A 20020-nucleotide genomic window follows, 5' to 3' on the forward strand; every position below is an offset into this window, starting at 1 on the left:
TGAAAAGTTACAGGTAAACATTACCTTAGAGTGGGAATTAAGATTTTCTGTCGATATTTTTAAACTGTTCAACCAGCACAACTTTATCACGTCCTTGTGCCTTTGCTCGGTACAATGCTTTATCAGCGCCTTCTAGCACACCTTGCCAGCAATCTTTTAATAATGACGCATTTAAACGCTTCCCTACACCGATTGAAACCGTCAGATTGAGCACCTGTTTACCCGCAGAAATCGGCGTATTGGCAATCGCTTTACGCACGCGCTCAAAACGCCTCTGCAGCTCAATAACCGTTACTACACAGCTAGACGCCGACCAACTAAGAGACAGAACAAACTCCTCTCCGCCCCATCGAACTAATAGATCCTGTTCGCGAATATTCTTTTGAATAATTTGACCCACTTTAATTAAGACCTCATCACCGATATCATGCCCGTATGTGTCATTTACGACTTTAAAATGGTCGATATCAATAATCGCTAAACACATTTGCGTGTTCACGCCCGCGGTTTGCTGTTGAGCTAAGAAGTCCAAAAAATAGCGACGATTATAAAGTCCGGTTAAAGCATCGACATTAGATTGCTTATACAACTCCAAGTTAGATGTTTGCAGATTTTTGTTATCGTTTTCTAACCAGTAACGCTTTTTAATTAATAATGATATTGAAATAACAGCAACTAGAATAAAAAAACACAGAAACTTTTCTCGAATTGTTTGTTCAGCTAAACGCGCTTCATGAGCATCATTTTCAGCCTTTAACAATGCAACTTCTTGCTCACGATATTTCTCTTTATAACTTTCAGTCAGGTTTAATAACATTTTTCCGCGTTTATCAAACAACAAACTTTTACTTTCTTCATTCGATCTTCGTTGGTGAGCCAGCGCAGTTTCAAAATCTCCTAAAGCCTCGTAAGCCAAGGCATAAGTATTAAACATATCGGCTAAACCGGATTGATTGTTTATCTCTTGGTAATACGATTTACAGACATCTAATGCTGATAATCCTTCTGCAATCTTCCCTTGATTAACCAAAGATTTAGCTAACATGCGGCTACAATCAGCCTCAAATACCTTGTATTGATATTCAGAAGCATTCGCCACACATTGACGCGAAATCTTCCCAGCAAACAAATATTGTTCGGTCGCTAGATAATAATTAATCCATGCAATCTGCACATTAAGCTGTACGCGTAAGTTCCCACTCAAGGCTGCATTTTCTCTTGCAGCAATAAGGTAAGGCTCACTTTCATCAACTCTATCAAGCCTTTCTAAAATGAACGCTGAATTATTGTTAAATACACTGAGCTGTTCATAACTGCCGCCATACTTATCGACATGCTCTAGCGCGTTCATATTGGCTTGCCATGCTTTATCCCATTCTTCTATTTCAAGATAGATAAGCGACACATTAGACAAAACCTTACTGACGTATGGATCTTCAGGCTGCAAAATAAAGATATCAAGAGCACTAAGATAATACTCAAGCGCTGAGTAGTATTGTGATTGGAAGAAAAACAGTGCCGCTTTAACGTTATAAGCGCGGCCAGTTAAATGGGTAAAATTCGCTTCTTTAGACAGCTCTATCGCATCATCTATTAACGTAAAGCCATCTTCAACCCTACTTTCTTTAGCCGCAAAAGTAGCCTGCCACATCTTAGCTTCAGCAATCAACCAAGCCTGATCATGTATTTTAGCCACTGTTGCCAAGTTCTCAATTGCACGCTCAGCCAACTTGGGCGCACCATTCGACAACTCGATATCATGTAGGATCCTATAGTAAGCGAACGCATAATAAGGTGATGTTTTTGCCTGTTTGACAGTAATAAGTTCTGCTAACTTTCTGCGCTTATCTTCAGCCTCAATGGTTTTACTATTGAGAAGCTCGATAATCTCGTCACCTTGAGTGAGTTTAGAAAGGGGATTTAGTGGCGAAAATTCAACAGATATAGCGGCATGTGAATAGAGCATCATCCCTACAAAAATAATCAATGCGGTGATTTTATTCATATACAAATCGCTGAATAGGCAGAAAGCATTTGGAGTGAAAAGTTGTTCATTTACGTGATAATTAATCGTGAAAACAAGTCGTTACAGCCTGCGTCACTTATGATTTATGAGGTTCGTCACACAATATCTGAAAACAAGATAAGGTCAACATAAATGTCACCAAAAGTTAAAAGATGTGAACACGGTTTGAAAGCATAGGTAACACAATCGCTAAAAGCTGTTACCTAAACAAGTTTCAAGCAGAGGCTTTTTGAGCTAAATAGAAAATAAATCTACAAATATTATTGTTTTTAGGGGCAAGTTGGCATTAGATAAAGGCTAATTATTCGGCAAACTAATGTGAAGTAAGAGAGTCAGATGAAAAATATTATTTGCGATATTGATGGAGTGTTACTGCACAACAACCAGCTTATTCCCGGAAGTGATAAGTTTATTAACCGCATAGTAGAGCAAGGTAACCCGCTCGTTATACTGACTAACTACCCGGTACAAACGGGTAAAGATCTACAAAACCGATTAGGCTCCGCAGGTCTCAACATCCCTGAAGAGTGTTTTTATACGTCCGCCATGGCCACTGCAGATTTTTTAAAGCATCAGCAAGGGACCAAGGCCTATGTGATTGGTGAGGGCGCACTAACCCATGAATTGTACAAAGCTGGCTTTACCATTACCGATATCAACCCCGACTTTGTGATTGTTGGTGAGACACGCTCTTATAACTGGGATATGATCCATAAGGCTGCAAAATTTGTGAGTGAAGGTGCACGTTTTATTGCCACCAATCCTGATACCCACGGGCCCTCATTCAGCCCCGCTTGTGGCGCCTTATGTGCACCTATTGAACGTATTAGCGGTAAAAAGCCGTTTTATGTTGGTAAACCAAGCTCATGGATTATTCGTTCAGCGCTTAACCACATAGGCGGACACTCAGAAAATACGGTGATTATTGGTGACAATATGCGCACTGATATTCTGGCAGGTTTTCAAGCGGGTCTTGAGACAATATTAGTCACCAGCGGCGTTAGCTCCATTGCCGATATTGAAAAAGAGCCCTTTAGGCCTAACCATATCTTTGATTGTGCGGGTGATATCGACGTGGTCTAAATATTATCCTAGAAATGTCCCTTTATAACCTTGGCTTTATAACTAGCTAAGGTCATTCGATTGTATAACCACGATTCTTGGGCAGCACTATTACGTTAGTGCTGCTATCTATATTTCCGCTTTGCTATCATAATTTTCTAACAGGACTCTTAACCTGTCACCACTCAGTGCAATATTAAGTAACATTTTAGTCATTAGATTATCAGCCTCATCGCTTGCCAATTGGCGTCTTTTTCCGCCATCATCCTCGTAATAAAAAAGTCTAAAACAACAATAATAAGGCCTTTACATGCGTTCAATTTTACCTGTTTGCGCACTCACCATACTGACAGCCTGCAGCCAACATCCAACAAATATTACCAATGTCACAGATGTATCTTTTGATGAAAAGCGTTTTCGTCAAGATATCAAAACCCTTTCATCAGACGAATTTGAGGGACGTGCGCCAACCACTAAAGGCGAGCAATTAACTTTAGACTATTTAAGTAACGCCTTTGCAGAAATGGGCCTCAATAAGCCAAATGGCAAAAATTATTTGCAAGCCGTACCTATGGTTACCTACACCGCATCCGATGAGCAAACAATCCGCTTAGGTGACTTGCCGTTAAAGCATCGCCAAGATGTGGTACTAGGCAGCCGTCATGATGTAGAAAATATTGATATCAATAGTGCACCGCTTGTTTTTGTTGGGTACGGCATTAACGCTCCAGAGTATCAATGGAACGATTATCAAGACCTCGATATGAGTGGCAAAATTGCGGTCATTTTGGTTAATGATCCCGGCTTTGCTTTACCTAACTCTGGAAAGTTTAATGGTAAAGCCATGACCTACTACGGCCGTTGGAGCTACAAGTTTGAAGAAGCGAGCCGACAAGGCGCATTAGGAGCCATCATCATTCACGACACCAAACCAGCCTCTTATCCTTGGTCGGTGGTGGAAAACAGCTGGACCGGTGCCCAACAAGACCTTGTCAGAAGCCAACAACAGCAAGCACAACGTGTGAAAGTCGAAGGTTGGATCACTTACAATATCGCGGAGCAACTCTTTGACAATGCAGGCTTATCATTAGCCACTGTGTCTGACCGCGCAGCAGCAAGCCCTATCAACTTACCATTAAATCAAACGGCTTCAATTGAGTTCGCCAATCAAGCTCAATACGCTAATAGTTACAACGTCGTGGCGACATTACCCGGTAATAGCCGTCCTGACGAACAGATCTTATTTACAGCACATTGGGATCATATCGGTATAGATAGCAGTAAAGAAGGCGATCAGATTTATAACGGTGCCTTGGATAACGCCTCTGGCACCGCAGGCATTTTAGAAATTGCCCGCCAACTTGCTAACCAAGCCAAAAATGGTAACCCTCTAGCCCGTTCAGTCACTTTTGTGGCAACAACAGGTGAAGAACAGGGTTTACTCGGCTCTCGCTATTACGCTACAAACCCTATTTATCCATTAGATAAGACCGTAGCGGTATTTAATCTAGACAGTACCAACATTTATGGACGTACTAGCGATTACACCATAATAGGTAAAGGCAAATCAGAGCTTGAAAACTATCTTATTGAGGCGCTTACAAGCCAAAATCGCACAGCTAAAAGCGAAAAGTATCCAGAGTCAGGCGGATTTTTCCGCTCAGACCATTTCAGCTTCGCTAAAGAAGGCGTTCCAGCAGTATTTGCTGGTGGTGGTAGTGAGCCAATCGATGACGCAACGGCTCAATATAAAGCAGCAATGAAACTTAAAATGAAAGGTTGCTATCACAATGTTTGCGACGAGTATCGAGAAGACTGGGACCTATCTGGTGCTTTAGAAGATTTAGCCGTTTACTATCAAGCAGCCACAGCGTTAGGTAACAATAGTGATTGGCCCGGCTATTTTAAGGGCACTGAATTTAACGCTCTACGCCCGGCTAACGACACCTTAGAGCAAGCCAGTAAATAAAGCAGCACTTGAGTGATTAGCCACAAAAGGGATCACCACTTTTTCTAATAAAGTATCCAGTAACATTTTACCTATTTGAAGGTTTTCAACCAGCCGACTTGCCACCCACTTGTCGGCTTTTTTTTATCACTCTAGCAGCCACTTTTATTAAATTTAAATATGAGCTTTAGTCACATCCAGCTAAAACCGAGCAGATAATCAGCAAAAAATATGGATTTTTCAATTAATTTTCACAATTCATTTTAATTGAAGCCACATTACGATATGTCCAATCAAACTGAGCAATCCCCCCCTACAAATTACCGATACAGTACAATTACAACCGTTAAACTATAGAATTATCATTTTAATGATTCAAAAATCTAAATTTAACTAGGTAAAAAGCCACATTTAACAGTTATTATTCAAAAACGGATTTGTATTCTTCAATTTTCAATGGCAGATTAATACTCAATTACGTTTAAGACAGAATTTTTGGAGTGACACATGTGTTCAATTTTTGCAATTTTAGATATCCAGTCAGACGCAACACCACTGCGTCAAGTCGCTCTTGAAATGTCTAAACTACTGCGCCACCGCGGCCCAGATTGGTCAGGGATCTACAGCAGTGATAAAGCGATTTTAGCCCACGAGCGTTTAGCTATCGTCGATATTGAACACGGTGCACAGCCGTTACTTAGCCAAGATGGTTCTATCGTGTTGGCCGTTAACGGTGAGATCTACAACCACAAGGAGCTGAAAGCAGAGCTAGGTGACAAGTACAGCTACCAAACTAACTCTGATTGTGAAGTTATTTTGGCGCTATATCAGGAATACGGTACTGAGTTTTTAGATAAGTTAAACGGCATCTTTGCTTTTGTACTTTACGACAAAACCAAAGACACTTATCTGGTTGGTCGTGACCATATGGGGATCATCCCTCTTTACACAGGCCATGACGCTGAAGGTAACTTCTATATTGCCTCTGAAATGAAAGCATTAATGCCAGTATGTAAAACGGTAGAAACCTTTACTCCTGGCCACTACCTATCAAGCGAGAAAGGGGAATTAACCCATTACTACCAACGAGACTGGCGTGAGTTTGTCGCTGTTCAAGATAACCCTGCTAGCGCAGAAGATGTACGTGATGCATTAGAAGCAGCCGTGAAACGCCAGCTTATGTCAGACGTCCCATACGGTGTGCTGCTATCAGGTGGACTGGATTCATCAGTGATTTCAGCCATCACCCAAACATTTGCCAAACATCGCATTGAAGACGACGGAGAAAGCAGTGCTTGGTGGCCTCAACTGCACTCATTTGCCGTTGGACTTGAAGGTGCACCAGACTTAATTGCGGCGCAGAAAGTTGCCGATGCCATTGGTACCATTCACCATGAAATCACCTTTACCTTCCAAGATGGTATTGATGCTATTAAAGACGTGATTTACCACTTAGAAACCTATGATGTCACCACCATTCGCGCTGCAACGCCAATGTATTTAATGGCAAGAAAAATCAAGGCCATGGGCATTAAGATGGTGTTATCAGGCGAAGGGGCCGATGAGTTGTTCGGCGGTTACCTCTACTTCCATAAAGCGCCAAACGCACAAGCCTTCCATGAAGAGCTAGTCCGTAAACTCGATAAGCTACACCTATTCGATTGCCTACGCGCTAACAAAGCGATGGCGGCATGGGGACTTGAAGCTCGCGTTCCTTTCTTAGACAAAGAGTTTATGGATGTCGCGATGCGCACTAACCCAGAAGCTAAAATGTCGAAGAACGGTAAAATTGAGAAACACATTTTGCGTGAAGCCTTTGAGCACAAGTTGCCTAAGGAAGTGGCATGGCGTCAAAAGGAGCAATTCAGTGACGGCGTAGGTTACTCTTGGATTGACGGACTTAAAGATCACGCAGCTGAAAAAGTTGATGATTTAAAACTGGCTAACGCCAAGTTTAGATTCCCATATAACACACCTGAAACCAAAGAAGCCTATTTCTACCGTACTTTCTTTGAAGAGCTATTCCCATTGCCAAGTGCAGCGGAAACGGTACCAGGTGGTAAATCGGTTGCCTGCTCAACGCCAGAGGCGCTAGCGTGGGATGAAAGCCTACAAGGGATCATCGATCCATCAGGACGTGCAGTGCAATCAGTGCACGACAGCGCTTACTAAAACTACCAATACCCAATAAAAAACCACTCACTTGAGTGGTTTTTTATTGGGTATATTTTTTGCTAACGCACTTATTCTAGAACGTGTAAATAGCTCACTTTATTCGCTAATTTAACACTTTAAAGTAATGCTTATGCTGTATATCAACGACTTCTATCGTAACGCTACTGACTGCAGAGGTAATAAGAGCAATAGCATCGTATACTCGTTCAAGCAGCAGCGATTTTTGCTCATCAGTGCGGCCTGGCATAATCGCAATATTGAGATGAATAAAACTGCCGCTTTCATCTTCACCAACTTGAAAATAGTCACAGCGCAGTGCACGAGTTTTAATAGCACTTGGTTCAAACAGCTGAGACTCAATTAATCCTCTATGACACGCAGTCACTAAAGCTTCTACCGACAATACATCGGCTAACGGGGCGGCATACTCAATGGTGCAGTGCGGCATAATTAACTCTTCTTATATTTAATATTAGCTCATACTTTGGTTTGCAATAAAGCGCTTTGATAAGTGTTACTCAGACCAAACAGCATATTCATTGCCATTAGGATCGATAAAGTGAAAACGCCTACCACCAGGAAAGGAAAAAATGCTGTGGCTTATCTCGCCGCCTGCGGCAGTTATTTTATCTTGGGTAACTTCAAGCTGTGCAGAATAAATAACAATAAGTGGAGAGCCGTTCGCGCAGGTAAAGGACTTATCACTAACAAAAAATCCACCTGTAATACCGACGTCAATAAAACAGCTATATTCGGGCCCATAATCAACAAACTGCCAAGCAAAAACCTGGCTAAAAAATGCTTTAGCCTTATCCAAATCGTGTACAGGGATCTCTAAATAATTAATACTATGATGTTGATTACGATGTTGCATATCCGGCTCCTTTTCAAACCTATTTAATGATTAAAACATAATCAGCGTCGAATAACAGCCTCCAACATTAGCAGCTTTCTCATCAATTCACCGCAATAAAAAAGGGAGCCTTAGCTCCCTTAATATGGTTTTAATTATTTAGCTGTTAACCTTGGATCAAGGCAGCCGCTAAACCTATCAAGCCGCCAAATACCCCGCCCCAAACCACAAGCCAACCAAGATGCTCTCGGATCATCTCTTGTACAATCTCTTTAACAAGCTGTGGCGTCAGTTCATCGAGTCGCTGCGTCACAATCTCTTCAACTTTTGCGCGCATATCGGCAATCATATCCGGCTGTTCAAGCTCGGCTTTTACCAACGCATAGAAATCGTCACTTTGGGCAATTTCGCTTAATGAACTTTTCATTTTTTCAATAAAAGGCTCACGTAATGGTGTAATAGCATCACTGCCACCAAACATTGCCAACATGCCACCGAGTGACGATTGCTCAACCGTTTTAACTAACGCATCAAAGGCCGGTGACAAATCAATTTTATCAATCACAGGCTGTAGGTTAAGTTGCTTCTCGACTCCGCCCTCGCCAGAAAGAAATCGGTCAATGTTCTCTTCAGTAAAAAACTGTTTCATCATCAAATTGGCTATTGCAGCTTTAAACTCTTCAAAGCGTGACGGAATAACACCTGAACCGTATAAGCCTGGCACTTTTTCAAACAGCATATGAATCGCAAGCCAATTGGTTACCGCGCCAGAAAGCGCAAACAAACCAACAGTTAATACAATCGGCAGAGCAAACAAATAACCCACTGCAACCAAAATGGCCGCTAGCAGATTAGTAATAACACTTTTATTCAAGCTAATTCCCCAAAGCAAGATCGAAAACGCGCTATGGTATCAATCAAGAAAGACCCGAAGCAATAGTCAGCATCACGCTTATTTCATTCCACTAAGATCAATTAACGCCAACTCATGGATTTGTGTAGTTAACTCCCCTATCTCCATGGATAAATCGCTCACAACAAAAGTGCGTTTGTAACAACTGTTTTCATACGTTAATAATTTAAAGGGATTTAATAGAAAATATTATGATCCAAGAGTCGTTTACCTGATAATGAAGCTAAAATTAGTAGGGCAAGTATCAGGCTTTAACAAACAGCACTTTTAACGTCGCTGTTAGCATGACAAGCACTCCGCCATAAACGAATCGACAAAGGTTAGTATGTCTTTTATCAATAAGTTGCTTAAACCACTCCTTAATAGCTATCGCCAACGTCCAAAATATCAGCGTCTGCTCATTATATTGAGTGCTATTTACTTTAGTTTTACCGTAATTCTTGGCCTTTTGGTTCCCTATGTACTAGTGAAACAAGCTCCAAAACAATTGTCATCGTTGTTGCAGCGCCCTGTTACCCTTGAAAGCGTTAAGATAAACCCATTTACACTTGAAGTAGCCATTGATAAATTCAAAATCAAAGAAACTGATAATCAAGACTTTATCGGTTTTGACCAGCTAAGCTTCGAATACCAATTCTGGAATTCTCTGTATAACACCGCCTTTAGTATCGCCGATGTTACGCTAACAGCTCCCAGTGCGAATATTGAGCGCCTTGCTACTCAGCAGGCATTACGCTTTAACTTTTCCGACATCATAGATACCTTCGCAAATCGGGCTAAAGAGCAGGCTGAAACCGATAACTTAGAGGCCAATTCCGAGCAAAAATCTGCCAGTATTCCGCATTTTATTGTCAGCAACTTAAGCATAGTGAGTGCCGACCTTAACTTTGTTGATAAGGTGACCAATAGCCAGTTGCACTACCCGCAGCTCAATCTCAACGTTGCATTTTTTGACTCAAAGCATGCCATTGCAACTTCGCTTAATAATCTCGGCAACGAGCAACAAACCAACCACTATGCTATCCATATTACTGGCCGTAAAGGCGGAGAGATTGCGACGCAAGGTTTGGTACAACTGTCTCCTCTTAACATCGTTGGCGATCTGCAGCTGACCAAAATACAGCTTCCTCAGTTTTGGTCATTTATTGCTGAGCAATTCTCGCCTGCACTGACATCTGGTTATGTCAGCTTATCGAGTCACTACCAATTAAAGCTGCAAGATGAACAACTGAAATTAACCACCAATCAAGGCGAAATACAATTTGGCGATATTAATTTTGACTACCAAAAACAATCAATAATTAAGCTACCTATGATTGCTTTAAAAGGCATTGATTTTGATCTTAATCAGCAATCTGTTAGTGCTGAGTTACTCGATACTCAAGGGCTTATTGTCAATGCGAAGCTAAATAACAACGGCGTCGATTTAGTTAAGCTATTTACGCCAGTTGCATCGAACAAGTCGCAAGCATCGACAAACAGTACAAGTCAACAGCCTAAAGTGAGTGCCGAGGAAGCAGCTACTCCTCAAGCGTTATCAGCAACAGTGCCTAGCCGTTGGCATGCTGTTTTAAATGCTATCGAGCTTAAAGGTTATCAAGTTAATATCAGTGAGCAATTACTGACTAAAAATACTCAATGGCAATTAGATGATATCGCCTTTAGCACTGGTAGTATTAACGCCAATCTTGAAACCCCTATCGACTACCAGCTGTCCCTCAATATCAATCAACAGGGGAAAATCAAATCAAGTGGCAATCTCGATGCTATCAAGCAAACGCTCAACGCTAAGCTTGCCGTCTTAGACTTTGCATTACCACAACTGCAAGATTACTTAAGTCCTTATATCAATATCAGCCTTAAAAAAGGTGAGTTCAGCACCCAAGGAGCTGTTACGTTTGATGCAAAATCAGAGCAAGCGACGTATTCTGGCACCTTAGATGTTAATGATTTACTGATAAAAGACACAGTACAGAAAAAAGAGCTCCTAAAGTGGCAAGCATTAACAATCAACCAGCTTACCTTTGACCGAGCAGCTAATAGCCTCAGTATTGACCATGTTGCGCTTAATAAGCCTTTTGGGCGCATTATTATTGCCAAAGATAAAACAACCAATATCGGTGACTTAATTGTCACAGAGCAAACAGCTGGTGAACAAACAACGACGAGTCACGCTAAACAAACACCAACTGTAGCAGCTAAGGTATCGAGCAAACAAAATGAATCAGCCTCGCCTTTAGCGCTTACAATCAACAAAATAAGCTTCAAAGATGGTTCGACTTTCTTTGCTGATAATTCATTAACGCCAAACTTTGCTGCCAGTATTGAGCATTTAGATGGTGAGATCAGTAAACTATCTTCTAGCAGCGAACAAACTGCTTCAGTTGATATTAAAGGGAAAATTGATCGTTATGCCCCAGTTAGCTTAAAAGGCGATATTAATCCATTACTTGCGCAGCCCTATCTCGATCTCGCCCTAAGTTTTAAGCATGTCGAGCTGACATCAGTCAATCCATACTCAGGCACCTATGCAGGCTACTACATAGACAAAGGTTTACTGTCGTTAGATCTCAATTATAAACTGGATAAAAACCAACTTGTGGGTGATAACCACTTAGTGGTCGACCAATTAAAACTAGGTAAGCCAAGCGATAGCAGCCTTGCTACAACATTACCTGTCACCTTAGCCATTGCCTTACTGCAAGACCGACATGGCGTTATAGACTTAGGCCTGCAAGTATCTGGTGACGTAGAAGATCCAAGCTTTAGTATCGGCAGTATCGTGATGACAGCCTTTACCAATGTGATCACCAAAGCCGTTACCGCACCGTTTAGCTTACTTGCGGGTTTACTTGGTGCTGATGACGATGAATTGGACAAAATCAGTTTTGCCGCGGGCGCTGCTAGTCTTGATACTAAGCAAGTCGATACACTAGATAAGCTCGCAAAAGGCTTAGGCGATAGACCTATGCTAACGTTAAATGTTGAAGGCGGCGTTAGTATGATTGACGACAGTCAAGCATTAAGCGAGCAGCAACTACAAAGCAAATTAGCGCAGCTCGCCAAAATGGAGACCTCAGCATTGCCAAAAGCTCTATCAGCCAGTCGTTACCCTACTGATGGGGCTTTATCTGCAGCGCTGATTTCGTTATATGAAACTGAAATTGGAAGCTCAGCTGAATTAGTGAAAGATAAAATTGAAGCTGAGCACCAAGACGAGCAAAAACTCAATGACGAGCAAGTCACTGAACGCTGGCACATCGCGCTGTATAATCTCTGCTTAGCTAAACAGCGTGTCAGCGAGGAAGCTTTAGGTCTGCTAGCACAGTCTCGTGCAGCAGCAGTAAAAGGGTATTTAATCGAACAAAAAAGTATCGCGCCAGAGCGTGTATTCCTGCTTGATAGTCGAGTAGAACTTAATACAGGCGCAAGCCAAGCACTATTAACGCTCGGAGCAAATTAGCTAGACAAGTTATTGTTAAACACTAAAGCACGCTTAATAGCGTGCTTTTTTCTATAAATTAAGGACTTTCGATTCAATCGTCTTAACAATAGCGGTTCTTAACGCTAAGTTAGTCTTATATACACGTTTATAAGCTCAAAGGATTGAAGATGAAGCTCGCCTTTTTAAGTGACCCCAATAGCGAAAATGCCCACAAGGCAATCAAATCTATACTCAATGAAATCATAACTACCGATGCAGAAAACAACGGCGGCACCATCAAAATAGGCTATATCGCCTCACAGCCAGATCCTACGCGAGAGTATTATCAACAAACTCAGCTGCTATATAAACGGCTTGGCGCTGACCTATCAGTCTACCTTGAATTGGAATCGGGCTTTTTGCAAAGCAGCCTAATGGCTTTACTGGAATGTGATGCTATTCATCTGTCTGGCGGCGATACTTTTCGCTTTTTAGCCGCCCTTAAGCAAAAAGGCTTATTACCGTTATTACGACAATTTGTGGTTAATGGCGGCGCGGTTATTGGCGTCAGTGCTGGCGCAATGATTATGACTCCTAATATTAGCAGTGCTGTACTTTGTGGTGATAGCAACCATTGTGACCTAACAGATCTAACGGCATTAAATCTTGTCGACTTTCTATTTGCTCCACATATCTCAGCCCAACTTTTACAAAAAGGTGACTTCAAACAACAGGTTTCATCTTTTAGCCAACAACTTTGCTTATGTGCCGATAACGAAGCGCTAGCGGTTATCGATAATAGGGTCCTTTCATATGGGCAACCTCATTGGGCTATAGCGTAAAACAGCTGTAAAGTTCTCTAATCAATACTTTCAACCCTGTAACGCTTGAGTTAAAATCGGCGCGAGTATCAATACATCAGAGGTAGTTAATGTTTATCATTCGTTGGGTATTAGGCCGTATCATTTTGTTTTTAAACTTTGTTTTTGCGCCTAAGAAACTAAAGCGTCCGGCAGAAGAACAACAAAAAATCGACAACGCCACCAGCAACATGACTATTTACGAATACAAAGCATGCCCATTTTGCGTAAAAGTACGTCGCTCATTACGTCGTCAAGGTTTGAACATAGTAACCTTAGATGCCAAGCAAGAGCCACATAAGAGCACGTTGCTAAATGGCGGTGGCAAACTACAAGTACCATGCATGAAAATTGAAGAAAACGGTCAATCAACTTGGATGTATGAATCATCTGAGATCATCGGTTTTCTTGATAAAAAGTTCGCTTAAGCAACTTAATTATTCAAATTTTATAACGCGAAAGGCAGCATTAATATGCTGCCTTTTTATTTCAAGACTGATTAATGCTTAAAATATGCCGTCAACTCGACCTATTTATCATACCTTTGAGCACAATATCGTGATAACTCACAAGTCCAGCAATCTTGCCGTTTTCAACAACTGGTGCTTTAGTAATACCAAATCGGTCAAATAAACGTGCGCTATAGCGTACATCCATAGTGCCAGGCACACATAGCACTGGCTTAACCATGATTTCATACACATTAACTCGTTCAGGCGATCTGTCTTGGGCCAACACTTTTTTAGCAATATCACTCATTAGCACCATGCCATATTCATCATCGTCATTGCGCTTATTCACAAATAGCACATTTACTTTGTTTTCAAGTGCAAGCTCAATGGCCTCAGCAACAGTTTGTAAGCCATCAACCATTGCATATTCTTGGCTCATTACTGTATGGTTTTTGATAGGGTGACGATTATTCATATTTGGTCCTCAATATCACGGCTCAGCTTTTGCACCTGATGCGCAACGCCGACGGCATCCTCTACATCAATCTGAATAGCAATGCCTTTTCCTGAATCACTATCAAACTCCCCTACTTTGCTTACCGTTTCTAAAATGGCTCGGCAAAGATGTTCTTCGACCAGCAACAACACGACATCTCGCTGAATATCTAACGATAACCCCATAAAGGTTTTCTGCTTTTTTAACCCTTCACCACGAGCGTGGTTGATCACTGTGGCGCCAGTAGCCCCTTTGCTGCGCGCAGCTTCTAGAATCGAATCGGTGCAGGCATCGTCAATAAACACCAGAATCAGTTTAAAGCGCATTATCTCGCTCCTTTTGGGTTCGTTTTTTTAATTCCACTAATTGGGCGTAGCCCATCACAGTGATCATTGGAAATAAACTAGCAAAGGCAATAAGCCCGAAGCCATCAATCAACGGATTACGTCCCTCGACATTTGTCGCTAAACCTAGCCCTAAAGCCGCGACTAATGGCACAGTCACCGTTGAAGTTGTCACACCGCCAGAATCATAAGCCAGAGGTACAATTGTCTTTGGGGCATAAAAAGTTTGAATAACTACCAACACATAGCCAGCCATTATGTAGTAATGGATAGGATCGCCGACCACAATACGAAAACAACCTAGCGCAATTCCAAAAGCGACCCCAATAGCCACTGAGATCCGCAAACCTTGAATACTGATAGTGCCACCAGACACTTGATTGGCTTTTATCGCAACCGCAATAAGCGATGGTTCAGCAATTGTAGTACTAAAGCCTATCGCGGCAGCAAAAATATAAACCCAGTAATAGTCCTGCCAAACATTTACAGTATTGTGTAAGTCATCTTTGTGAATAAATTCATGAGAGGTGAGCTGTTCGGCCATACTTTCCCCAATAGGAAACAGCGCCATCTCTAGCCCTACGAGAAAAAAACTTAAGCCTAAAATCACATATACAAAGCCTGCGGCAACCCTGCGCCAGTTGGCCACAGGCCTCTTAAGCACACCAAGTTGGAAACCAAATAGGATAACAGCAATAGGCACCACGTCGCGTATGGTTACCAGCAGCGTATCGATGACTTGCTGAAGCAGTTCCATTTAAAGCACCACCATCCCGTAAACCAGCACAAAAATCATCGGCATTAAGCTGGCAAAAGCAATAAGTCCGAACCCATCTAACATTGGATTTCTGCCTTTAATTACCGTAGCAAGGCCCACACCTAGCGCAGTTACCAAAGGCACGGTAATAGTCGATGTTGTTACTCCACCAGAGTCATAAGCAATACCGATAATGTTTTCTGGCGCAAATGAAGTCAGGATCATGACAATGATATAACCTGAAATAATCAGATAATGGATTGGCCAACCCTTTAAGATCCGCACTACACCAAGCAAAATAGCCAAGCCAACCGATAACGCTACCGTTAACCTTAGACCCATAGCATAACTATCCATCGACTCCTCTGAGGTTTTAATCGCCCCAGCTTCAGCAGCAACTTCTGCAGCTTCGTTAGCCACAGCTGTTAAAGCAGGTTCAGCTAATGTGGTACCAAATCCCAAGGAAAATGAAAAAACCACCAGCCAAAAGATACTTCCTTTACGAGCTAACGCTTGCGCTAGTGACTCACCAATAGGAAACAATCCCATTTCCAAACCGAATACAAAGAAAGTCAATCCGACTACAATAAAAATTAGGCCAATTAAAATAGAAAATAGATTGTCAGGAGCTTGTTGAAGCACAAAAAGTTCAAAAAAACATACGACGAGTATGATAGGAATTAAATCTTTAAAGCTACTAAATAGCGCTTTAAATAATTGATGAATTGAAGCCATACTCACTCCTTGTGGGCGACAATTTCAGTGTGCCAAACCCAGCAAAGAACTCAACAAGTAATTAACAACCATTATACTAAGCATGCGCTAGATCAAATTTTCCGACTTAAAAACCAAGCTCCTGCCATACATACAGAAAAATATGTCACTAAAATGCACGAATATATTCGACTAACATCCTAAACAACTAATTTATGCACCAGTTCCTCATTAACTAACAAAGATGTAGAACGTTTTCGCCTCAATCAAAGCTGCTTTTTGCTGCAGATGTACATTTAGTTAATATCAATAACTCTATTTATTAGCAGAATTCACTCACAAGGTATTAAATTCAGCTGATTCCAAGCGCTATTTGTAGAAGTTTTCATCTATTTGATAAATATCAGCCAAAAACAGAAATATTCAATTGACAGCTTTCACCTGCAAATGTTTCTATATAGTCACTGAAACAAACAAGATGAATTTTAAATGACACAGTTTACAACTTTCCAAAACATTAATTGGTGGTGGCACTTCCCAACTTAGCGGGTGGTGTGAAACTGTGTGCTCAAAACATTGAGCCAAGATTCAACAAGAAAGCCCGCAGACTCTGCGGGCTTTCTTGTATCTAAACGAAAGTAAATCGGCAAGAAGAGAGAAATCCCAGAGCAGCAGGCTTAAGATAAACTGAGATAAAACAATGAATAATGCGTTACCCTACAAGGCAGGAGCATAAGCATGACAACTGATACTATCGCTAAAGTCGTCACTCAAAAACAGCAGTTGGCCTATCACGATGATCCGCTGCGCTTATACCAGCATGTGACTCAAAACGCCCCTCATACTATGCTGCTGGAATCTGCTGAAATTGACAGTAAAGACCACTTAAAGAGTATCTTACTGACTCACGCGGCCATGAAAATTCGCTGTGACGGTTACCAGCTCAAGTTTAACGCGTTAACAGATAACGGTAAGACACTGCTTTCCCCAATAAAGTCGTTCTTTGAAAAAGACTTTCCAGCCACTGAAATTAATCATTGCGATGAATCAAGCTTAAGCCTTACCTTACAGAAAGACGCTAACCAACTCGATGAGGATGCACGTTTAAAGTCGACCTCTCCCCTTGATGGCTTAAGAATGTTGGTTAAGCATATCCGCTGCGATGAAAGACCTGAGTTTGAAGACATGTTTTTAGGCGGCGTGCTTGCTTATGACTTAATCGATACCGTTGAACCACTGCCAAGTGTGCCTGAAGGTGACAACACCTGCCCTGATTACCTATTTTATCTAGCCGAAACCTTAATCCTTGTAGATCATCAGCAACAAAGCGCTGAAATCGTCACTCACCAGTTTATTCAGCCAGCACAAAGCCCACTTGAAAGCGTTAGCCTGTCACTGGCTAAACGTATGACTGAGCTCCAACAAGCTTGCCACTCATTGGCGCCGGTAGCTGAGTTACAAGCCGTTGAAGCCCAAACTCAAGTCAATATCTCTGATGACGACTTTAAAGATACCGTTAATGGTCTTAAAGAACACATCATCGCCGGAGATATTTTTCAAGTAGTGCCATCACGCAGCTTCAGCCTACCTTGTCCAAATACATTAGGCGCTTATCGCGCTTTAAGACTGACAAACCCAAGCCCATACATGTTCTACTTTCGCGGCGACGACTTTACCCTATTTGGCGCCTCGCCAGAAAGTGCGCTCAAATACGAAGCACAAACCAATCAAGTCGAGATCTACCCGATTGCCGGCACCCGCAAGCGCGGAAAAACTGCCAGCGGTGAAATCGATTTCGATCTCGATAGCCGCAATGAGCTTGAGCTACGCCTTGATAAGAAAGAGCTATCAGAGCACATAATGCTTGTAGACTTGGCTCGTAACGATATCGCCCGCATCAGCCAAAGCGGAACTCGTAAAGTACCTGAGCTATTAAAAGTCGATAGATACAGCCATGTTATGCACCTTGTAAGCCGCGTTACCGGTCAACTTCGCACAGATTTAGATGCACTGCACGCCTACCAAGCTTGCATGAATATGGGCACCTTAACTGGCGCGCCAAAGGTCAGCGCAGCCCAGCTTATTCGCGGCGCAGAGAAAACTCGCCGCGGCAGCTATGGCGGCGCTGTGGGTTACTTAAACGGCCTAGGCGATATGGATACCTGTATTGTTATCCGCTCCGCTTTTGTCAAAGAGGGTACCGCCTTTATTCAAGCGGGTGCAGGCGTGGTGTTCGACTCAGATCCACAAGCAGAAGCCGATGAAACGCGTCAAAAGGCTCAAGCCGTTATTTCAGCAATTAAAATGGGAGGTGGACTATGAAAATCTATCTACTCGATAACTTCGACTCATTCACCTACAACCTAGTGGATCAGTTCAGAAGCCTAGGCTATGAAGTCGTGATCTACCGTAACAATGTTGATGCAGACTTTATTGCCAGCAAGCTATTAAACGAAACTGAACCTGCAGCATTAGTGTTGTCACCGGGACCTGGTGCCCCCCATGAAGCAGGCTCATTAATGGCCTTAATTGAATGTGTCGCTGGCAAAGTGCCTATGCTAGGAATTTGCCTTGGCCACCAAGCTTTAGTTGAGCATTACGGCGGTAAAGTTGAGCGTGCAGCCCAAGTGGTGCATGGTAAAGCCAGCCCAACATTTCATAACGGTGAGGATATCTTTAGCGGCTTACCCTCGCCGCTTCCTGTAGCTCGTTATCACAGCTTAGTCGCAACCCAAGTGCCAGATTGTTTAGAAGTCATTGCCACAACTGAAGAGATGCCAATGGCGATTATTCACCGCCAAGATAAAGCGGTTGGGTTCCAGTTTCATCCAGAGTCAATTTTAACGACTTTAGGTAGCCAGTTATTAGTACAAAGCTTAGATTATTTATCACGCGCATTGAATGAAAACAGCCAAGATAAAGACAGAGGATAAGATAATGACTCAAATAGAAATCAAACCGACAGCAGCCCTTATCGAAACACTTTATCAGGGTGACAGCTTGACTCGCGCAGAAGCTAAAGCGCTATTTAGCCAAATAATTCAAGGCGAAATGAACGAAGTCACTATGGCGGGCATGCTCGTTGCCATGAAAATGCGTGGTGAAACCATTGATGAAATATCCGGTGCCGCCGATGCTCTGCGCGCTGCGGCTAAAGCTTTTCCAACGCCGAGCGAATCGACTGTAAATCAAGGTATCGTCGATATTGTTGGTACAGGCGGCGACGGTCATAACACCATTAATATCTCAACGACTGCAGCCTTTGTCGCAGCGGCTGCTGGTGCTAAGGTTGCTAAACACGGTAACCGCAGTGTATCGAGCAAATCCGGTTCATCTGATTTACTGGCGCAATTTGGTATCGATTTAACCATGGCACCCGAAACAGCGCGTGACTGCTTAGATGAGCTAGGTCTGTGCTTCTTATTTGCGCCCCATTATCACGGCGGCGTGGCTCATGCAGTGCCTGTACGCCAAGCACTTAAAACCCGCACGCTATTTAATGTACTAGGGCCGCTGATTAACCCATCTCGCCCTGACTTTATGTTACTTGGTGTATATAGCCCTGAACTGGTTGCACCTATTGCTGAGGTCGTAAAAGCCCTTGGCATTAAACGCGCCATGGTGGTTCACGGCAGTGGTCTTGATGAAGTGGCGCTGCACGGTGAGACCTTAGTCAATGAACTAAAAGATGGCGCAATCAAAGAGTACCGCATTACTCCAGCGATGCTTGGTGTACCAGAAGCGCAACTAACCGATTTAGAAGGCGGCGCACCAGAAGAGAATGCCGAGTACACCCGCGCCATATTACAAGGCACAGGTAAAAGCGCCCATATGAATGCCGTTGCCATCAATGCTGGCTGCGCCCTTTATGTGGCAGGTGTTTGCGAAGACATTAAGTCAGGTACCGCGTTAGCATTAGACACCATTAACAGCGGTAAAGCCTACCAACTATTAACTCAACTTAGCGACGCTAGCCAAGCCAGTAAAGGAGCTTAA

At 42.5% G+C, this 20020-nt stretch carries 17 protein-coding genes; 9 read left to right on the plus strand and 8 right to left on the minus strand.

Annotation, left to right across the window (positions count from 1 at the left end; translation table 11 throughout):
- Positions 1-37 precede the first annotated feature (37 nt).
- Positions 38-2005 (minus strand): tetratricopeptide repeat-containing diguanylate cyclase, encoded by a 1968-nt coding sequence (locus L2747_RS11565; protein WP_248999185.1) that lies wholly within the window; start codon positions 2003-2005, stop codon positions 38-40.
- A 357-nt stretch (positions 2006-2362) separates the two neighbouring features.
- On the opposite strand from L2747_RS11565, the gene L2747_RS11570 reads away from it, so the two are divergent.
- From L2747_RS11570 to asnB, 3 genes are all read left to right on the plus strand, one after another.
- Positions 2363-3109 carry an HAD-IIA family hydrolase gene (locus L2747_RS11570; RefSeq protein WP_248999186.1) on the plus strand — a complete coding sequence of 249 codons (747 nt, stop codon included), beginning with the start codon at positions 2363-2365 and terminating at the stop codon, positions 3107-3109.
- Positions 3110-3398: 289 nt separating this feature from the next.
- On the plus strand, positions 3399-5057 hold the full coding sequence (locus L2747_RS11575) for a M28 family metallopeptidase (RefSeq protein ID WP_248999187.1): 1659 nt from the start codon (positions 3399-3401) through the stop codon (positions 5055-5057).
- A gap of 486 nt (positions 5058-5543) precedes the next feature.
- Complete coding sequence (asnB, locus tag L2747_RS11580; RefSeq protein WP_248999188.1) at positions 5544-7208, plus strand: asparagine synthase B; 1665 nt, start codon at positions 5544-5546, stop codon at positions 7206-7208.
- A 106-nt stretch (positions 7209-7314) separates the two neighbouring features.
- On the opposite strand, the gene L2747_RS11585 is transcribed toward asnB, so the two are convergent.
- The 3 genes from L2747_RS11585 to L2747_RS11595 form a co-directional block, all read right to left on the minus strand.
- Positions 7315-7659: a 5-carboxymethyl-2-hydroxymuconate Delta-isomerase gene (locus tag L2747_RS11585; protein ID WP_248999189.1), complete on the minus strand. Its 345-nt coding sequence runs from the start codon at positions 7657-7659 to the stop codon at positions 7315-7317.
- Between the two features lie 66 nt (positions 7660-7725).
- A complete protein-coding gene (locus L2747_RS11590; protein ID WP_248999190.1) occupies positions 7726-8085 on the minus strand; it encodes a VOC family protein in 360 nt (119 codons plus the stop codon).
- 145 nt (positions 8086-8230) lie between these two features.
- Entirely contained in the window at positions 8231-8938 is a 708-nt protein-coding gene (locus L2747_RS11595; RefSeq protein WP_248999191.1) for a DUF445 domain-containing protein, read from the minus strand.
- A 364-nt stretch (positions 8939-9302) separates the two neighbouring features.
- Here L2747_RS11595 and L2747_RS11600 point away from each other — a divergent pair, with 364 nt between their 5' ends.
- The 3 genes from L2747_RS11600 to L2747_RS11610 all read left to right on the plus strand — a co-directional run bounded on the left by L2747_RS11600 (position 9303) and on the right by L2747_RS11610 (position 13689).
- Complete coding sequence (locus L2747_RS11600; RefSeq protein ID WP_248999192.1) at positions 9303-12440, plus strand: DUF748 domain-containing protein; 3138 nt, start codon at positions 9303-9305, stop codon at positions 12438-12440.
- Positions 12441-12589: 149 nt separating this feature from the next.
- Positions 12590-13243 carry a Type 1 glutamine amidotransferase-like domain-containing protein gene (locus L2747_RS11605; RefSeq protein WP_248999193.1) on the plus strand — a complete coding sequence of 218 codons (654 nt, stop codon included), beginning with the start codon at positions 12590-12592 and terminating at the stop codon, positions 13241-13243.
- A gap of 89 nt (positions 13244-13332) precedes the next feature.
- Positions 13333-13689, plus strand: coding sequence for a glutathione S-transferase N-terminal domain-containing protein (locus L2747_RS11610; RefSeq protein WP_248999194.1), 357 nt, complete (start codon positions 13333-13335; stop codon positions 13687-13689).
- 91 nt (positions 13690-13780) lie between these two features.
- Here L2747_RS11610 and L2747_RS11615 read toward each other — a convergent pair whose 3' ends face one another.
- Genes L2747_RS11615 through L2747_RS11630 form a run of 4 tightly spaced genes read right to left on the minus strand, consistent with a single transcriptional unit; the run spans position 13781 to position 16045 of the window.
- Positions 13781-14188, minus strand: a complete 408-nt coding sequence (locus L2747_RS11615; RefSeq protein WP_248999195.1) for a CBS domain-containing protein — start codon at positions 14186-14188, stop codon at positions 13781-13783.
- Complete coding sequence (locus L2747_RS11620; RefSeq protein WP_248999196.1) at positions 14185-14535, minus strand: P-II family nitrogen regulator; 351 nt, start codon at positions 14533-14535, stop codon at positions 14185-14187. The genes L2747_RS11615 and L2747_RS11620 overlap by 4 nt, the downstream gene beginning before the upstream one ends.
- Positions 14525-15310: a DUF1538 domain-containing protein gene (locus L2747_RS11625; RefSeq protein ID WP_248999197.1), complete on the minus strand. Its 786-nt coding sequence runs from the start codon at positions 15308-15310 to the stop codon at positions 14525-14527. Before L2747_RS11625 ends, L2747_RS11620 begins: the two co-directional genes overlap by 11 nt.
- On the minus strand, positions 15311-16045 hold the full coding sequence (locus L2747_RS11630) for a DUF1538 domain-containing protein (RefSeq protein WP_248999198.1): 735 nt from the start codon (positions 16043-16045) through the stop codon (positions 15311-15313).
- Between the two features lie 717 nt (positions 16046-16762).
- Here L2747_RS11630 and L2747_RS11635 point away from each other — a divergent pair.
- From L2747_RS11635 to trpD, 3 genes are read left to right on the plus strand one after another with little or no spacing between them, the layout of a single operon-like run.
- Complete coding sequence (locus tag L2747_RS11635) at positions 16763-18346, plus strand: anthranilate synthase component 1 (protein ID WP_248999199.1); 1584 nt, start codon at positions 16763-16765, stop codon at positions 18344-18346.
- A complete protein-coding gene (locus tag L2747_RS11640; RefSeq protein WP_248999200.1) occupies positions 18343-18957 on the plus strand; it encodes an aminodeoxychorismate/anthranilate synthase component II in 615 nt (204 codons plus the stop codon). The genes L2747_RS11635 and L2747_RS11640 overlap by 4 nt, the downstream gene beginning before the upstream one ends.
- A gap of 4 nt (positions 18958-18961) precedes the next feature.
- Positions 18962-20020, plus strand: a complete 1059-nt coding sequence (gene trpD / locus L2747_RS11645; RefSeq protein ID WP_248999201.1) for an anthranilate phosphoribosyltransferase — start codon at positions 18962-18964, stop codon at positions 20018-20020.

The sequence above is a fragment of the Shewanella marinintestina genome, from assembly GCF_023283845.1.
In the GTDB taxonomy this organism is placed as follows: Bacteria; Pseudomonadota; Gammaproteobacteria; order Enterobacterales; family Shewanellaceae; genus Shewanella; species Shewanella marinintestina.

Coding starts and splice junctions, on each gene's coding strand:
- L2747_RS11565 (WP_248999185.1), bottom strand. CDS start 2,005: ATGAATAAAATCACCGCATTGATTATTTTTGTAGGGATGATGCTCTAT.
- L2747_RS11570 (WP_248999186.1), top strand. CDS start 2,363: ATGAAAAATATTATTTGCGATATTGATGGAGTGTTACTGCACAACAAC.
- L2747_RS11575 (WP_248999187.1), top strand. CDS start 3,399: ATGCGTTCAATTTTACCTGTTTGCGCACTCACCATACTGACAGCCTGC.
- asnB (WP_248999188.1), top strand. CDS start 5,544: ATGTGTTCAATTTTTGCAATTTTAGATATCCAGTCAGACGCAACACCA.
- L2747_RS11585 (WP_248999189.1), bottom strand. CDS start 7,659: ATGCCGCACTGCACCATTGAGTATGCCGCCCCGTTAGCCGATGTATTG.
- L2747_RS11590 (WP_248999190.1), bottom strand. CDS start 8,085: ATGCAACATCGTAATCAACATCATAGTATTAATTATTTAGAGATCCCT.
- L2747_RS11600 (WP_248999192.1), top strand. CDS start 9,303: ATGTCTTTTATCAATAAGTTGCTTAAACCACTCCTTAATAGCTATCGC.
- L2747_RS11605 (WP_248999193.1), top strand. CDS start 12,590: ATGAAGCTCGCCTTTTTAAGTGACCCCAATAGCGAAAATGCCCACAAG.
- L2747_RS11610 (WP_248999194.1), top strand. CDS start 13,333: ATGTTTATCATTCGTTGGGTATTAGGCCGTATCATTTTGTTTTTAAAC.
- L2747_RS11615 (WP_248999195.1), bottom strand. CDS start 14,188: ATGAATAATCGTCACCCTATCAAAAACCATACAGTAATGAGCCAAGAA.
- L2747_RS11620 (WP_248999196.1), bottom strand. CDS start 14,535: ATGCGCTTTAAACTGATTCTGGTGTTTATTGACGATGCCTGCACCGAT.
- L2747_RS11625 (WP_248999197.1), bottom strand. CDS start 15,310: ATGGAACTGCTTCAGCAAGTCATCGATACGCTGCTGGTAACCATACGC.
- L2747_RS11630 (WP_248999198.1), bottom strand. CDS start 16,045: ATGGCTTCAATTCATCAATTATTTAAAGCGCTATTTAGTAGCTTTAAA.
- L2747_RS11635 (WP_248999199.1), top strand. CDS start 16,763: ATGACAACTGATACTATCGCTAAAGTCGTCACTCAAAAACAGCAGTTG.
- L2747_RS11640 (WP_248999200.1), top strand. CDS start 18,343: ATGAAAATCTATCTACTCGATAACTTCGACTCATTCACCTACAACCTA.
- trpD (WP_248999201.1), top strand. CDS start 18,962: ATGACTCAAATAGAAATCAAACCGACAGCAGCCCTTATCGAAACACTT.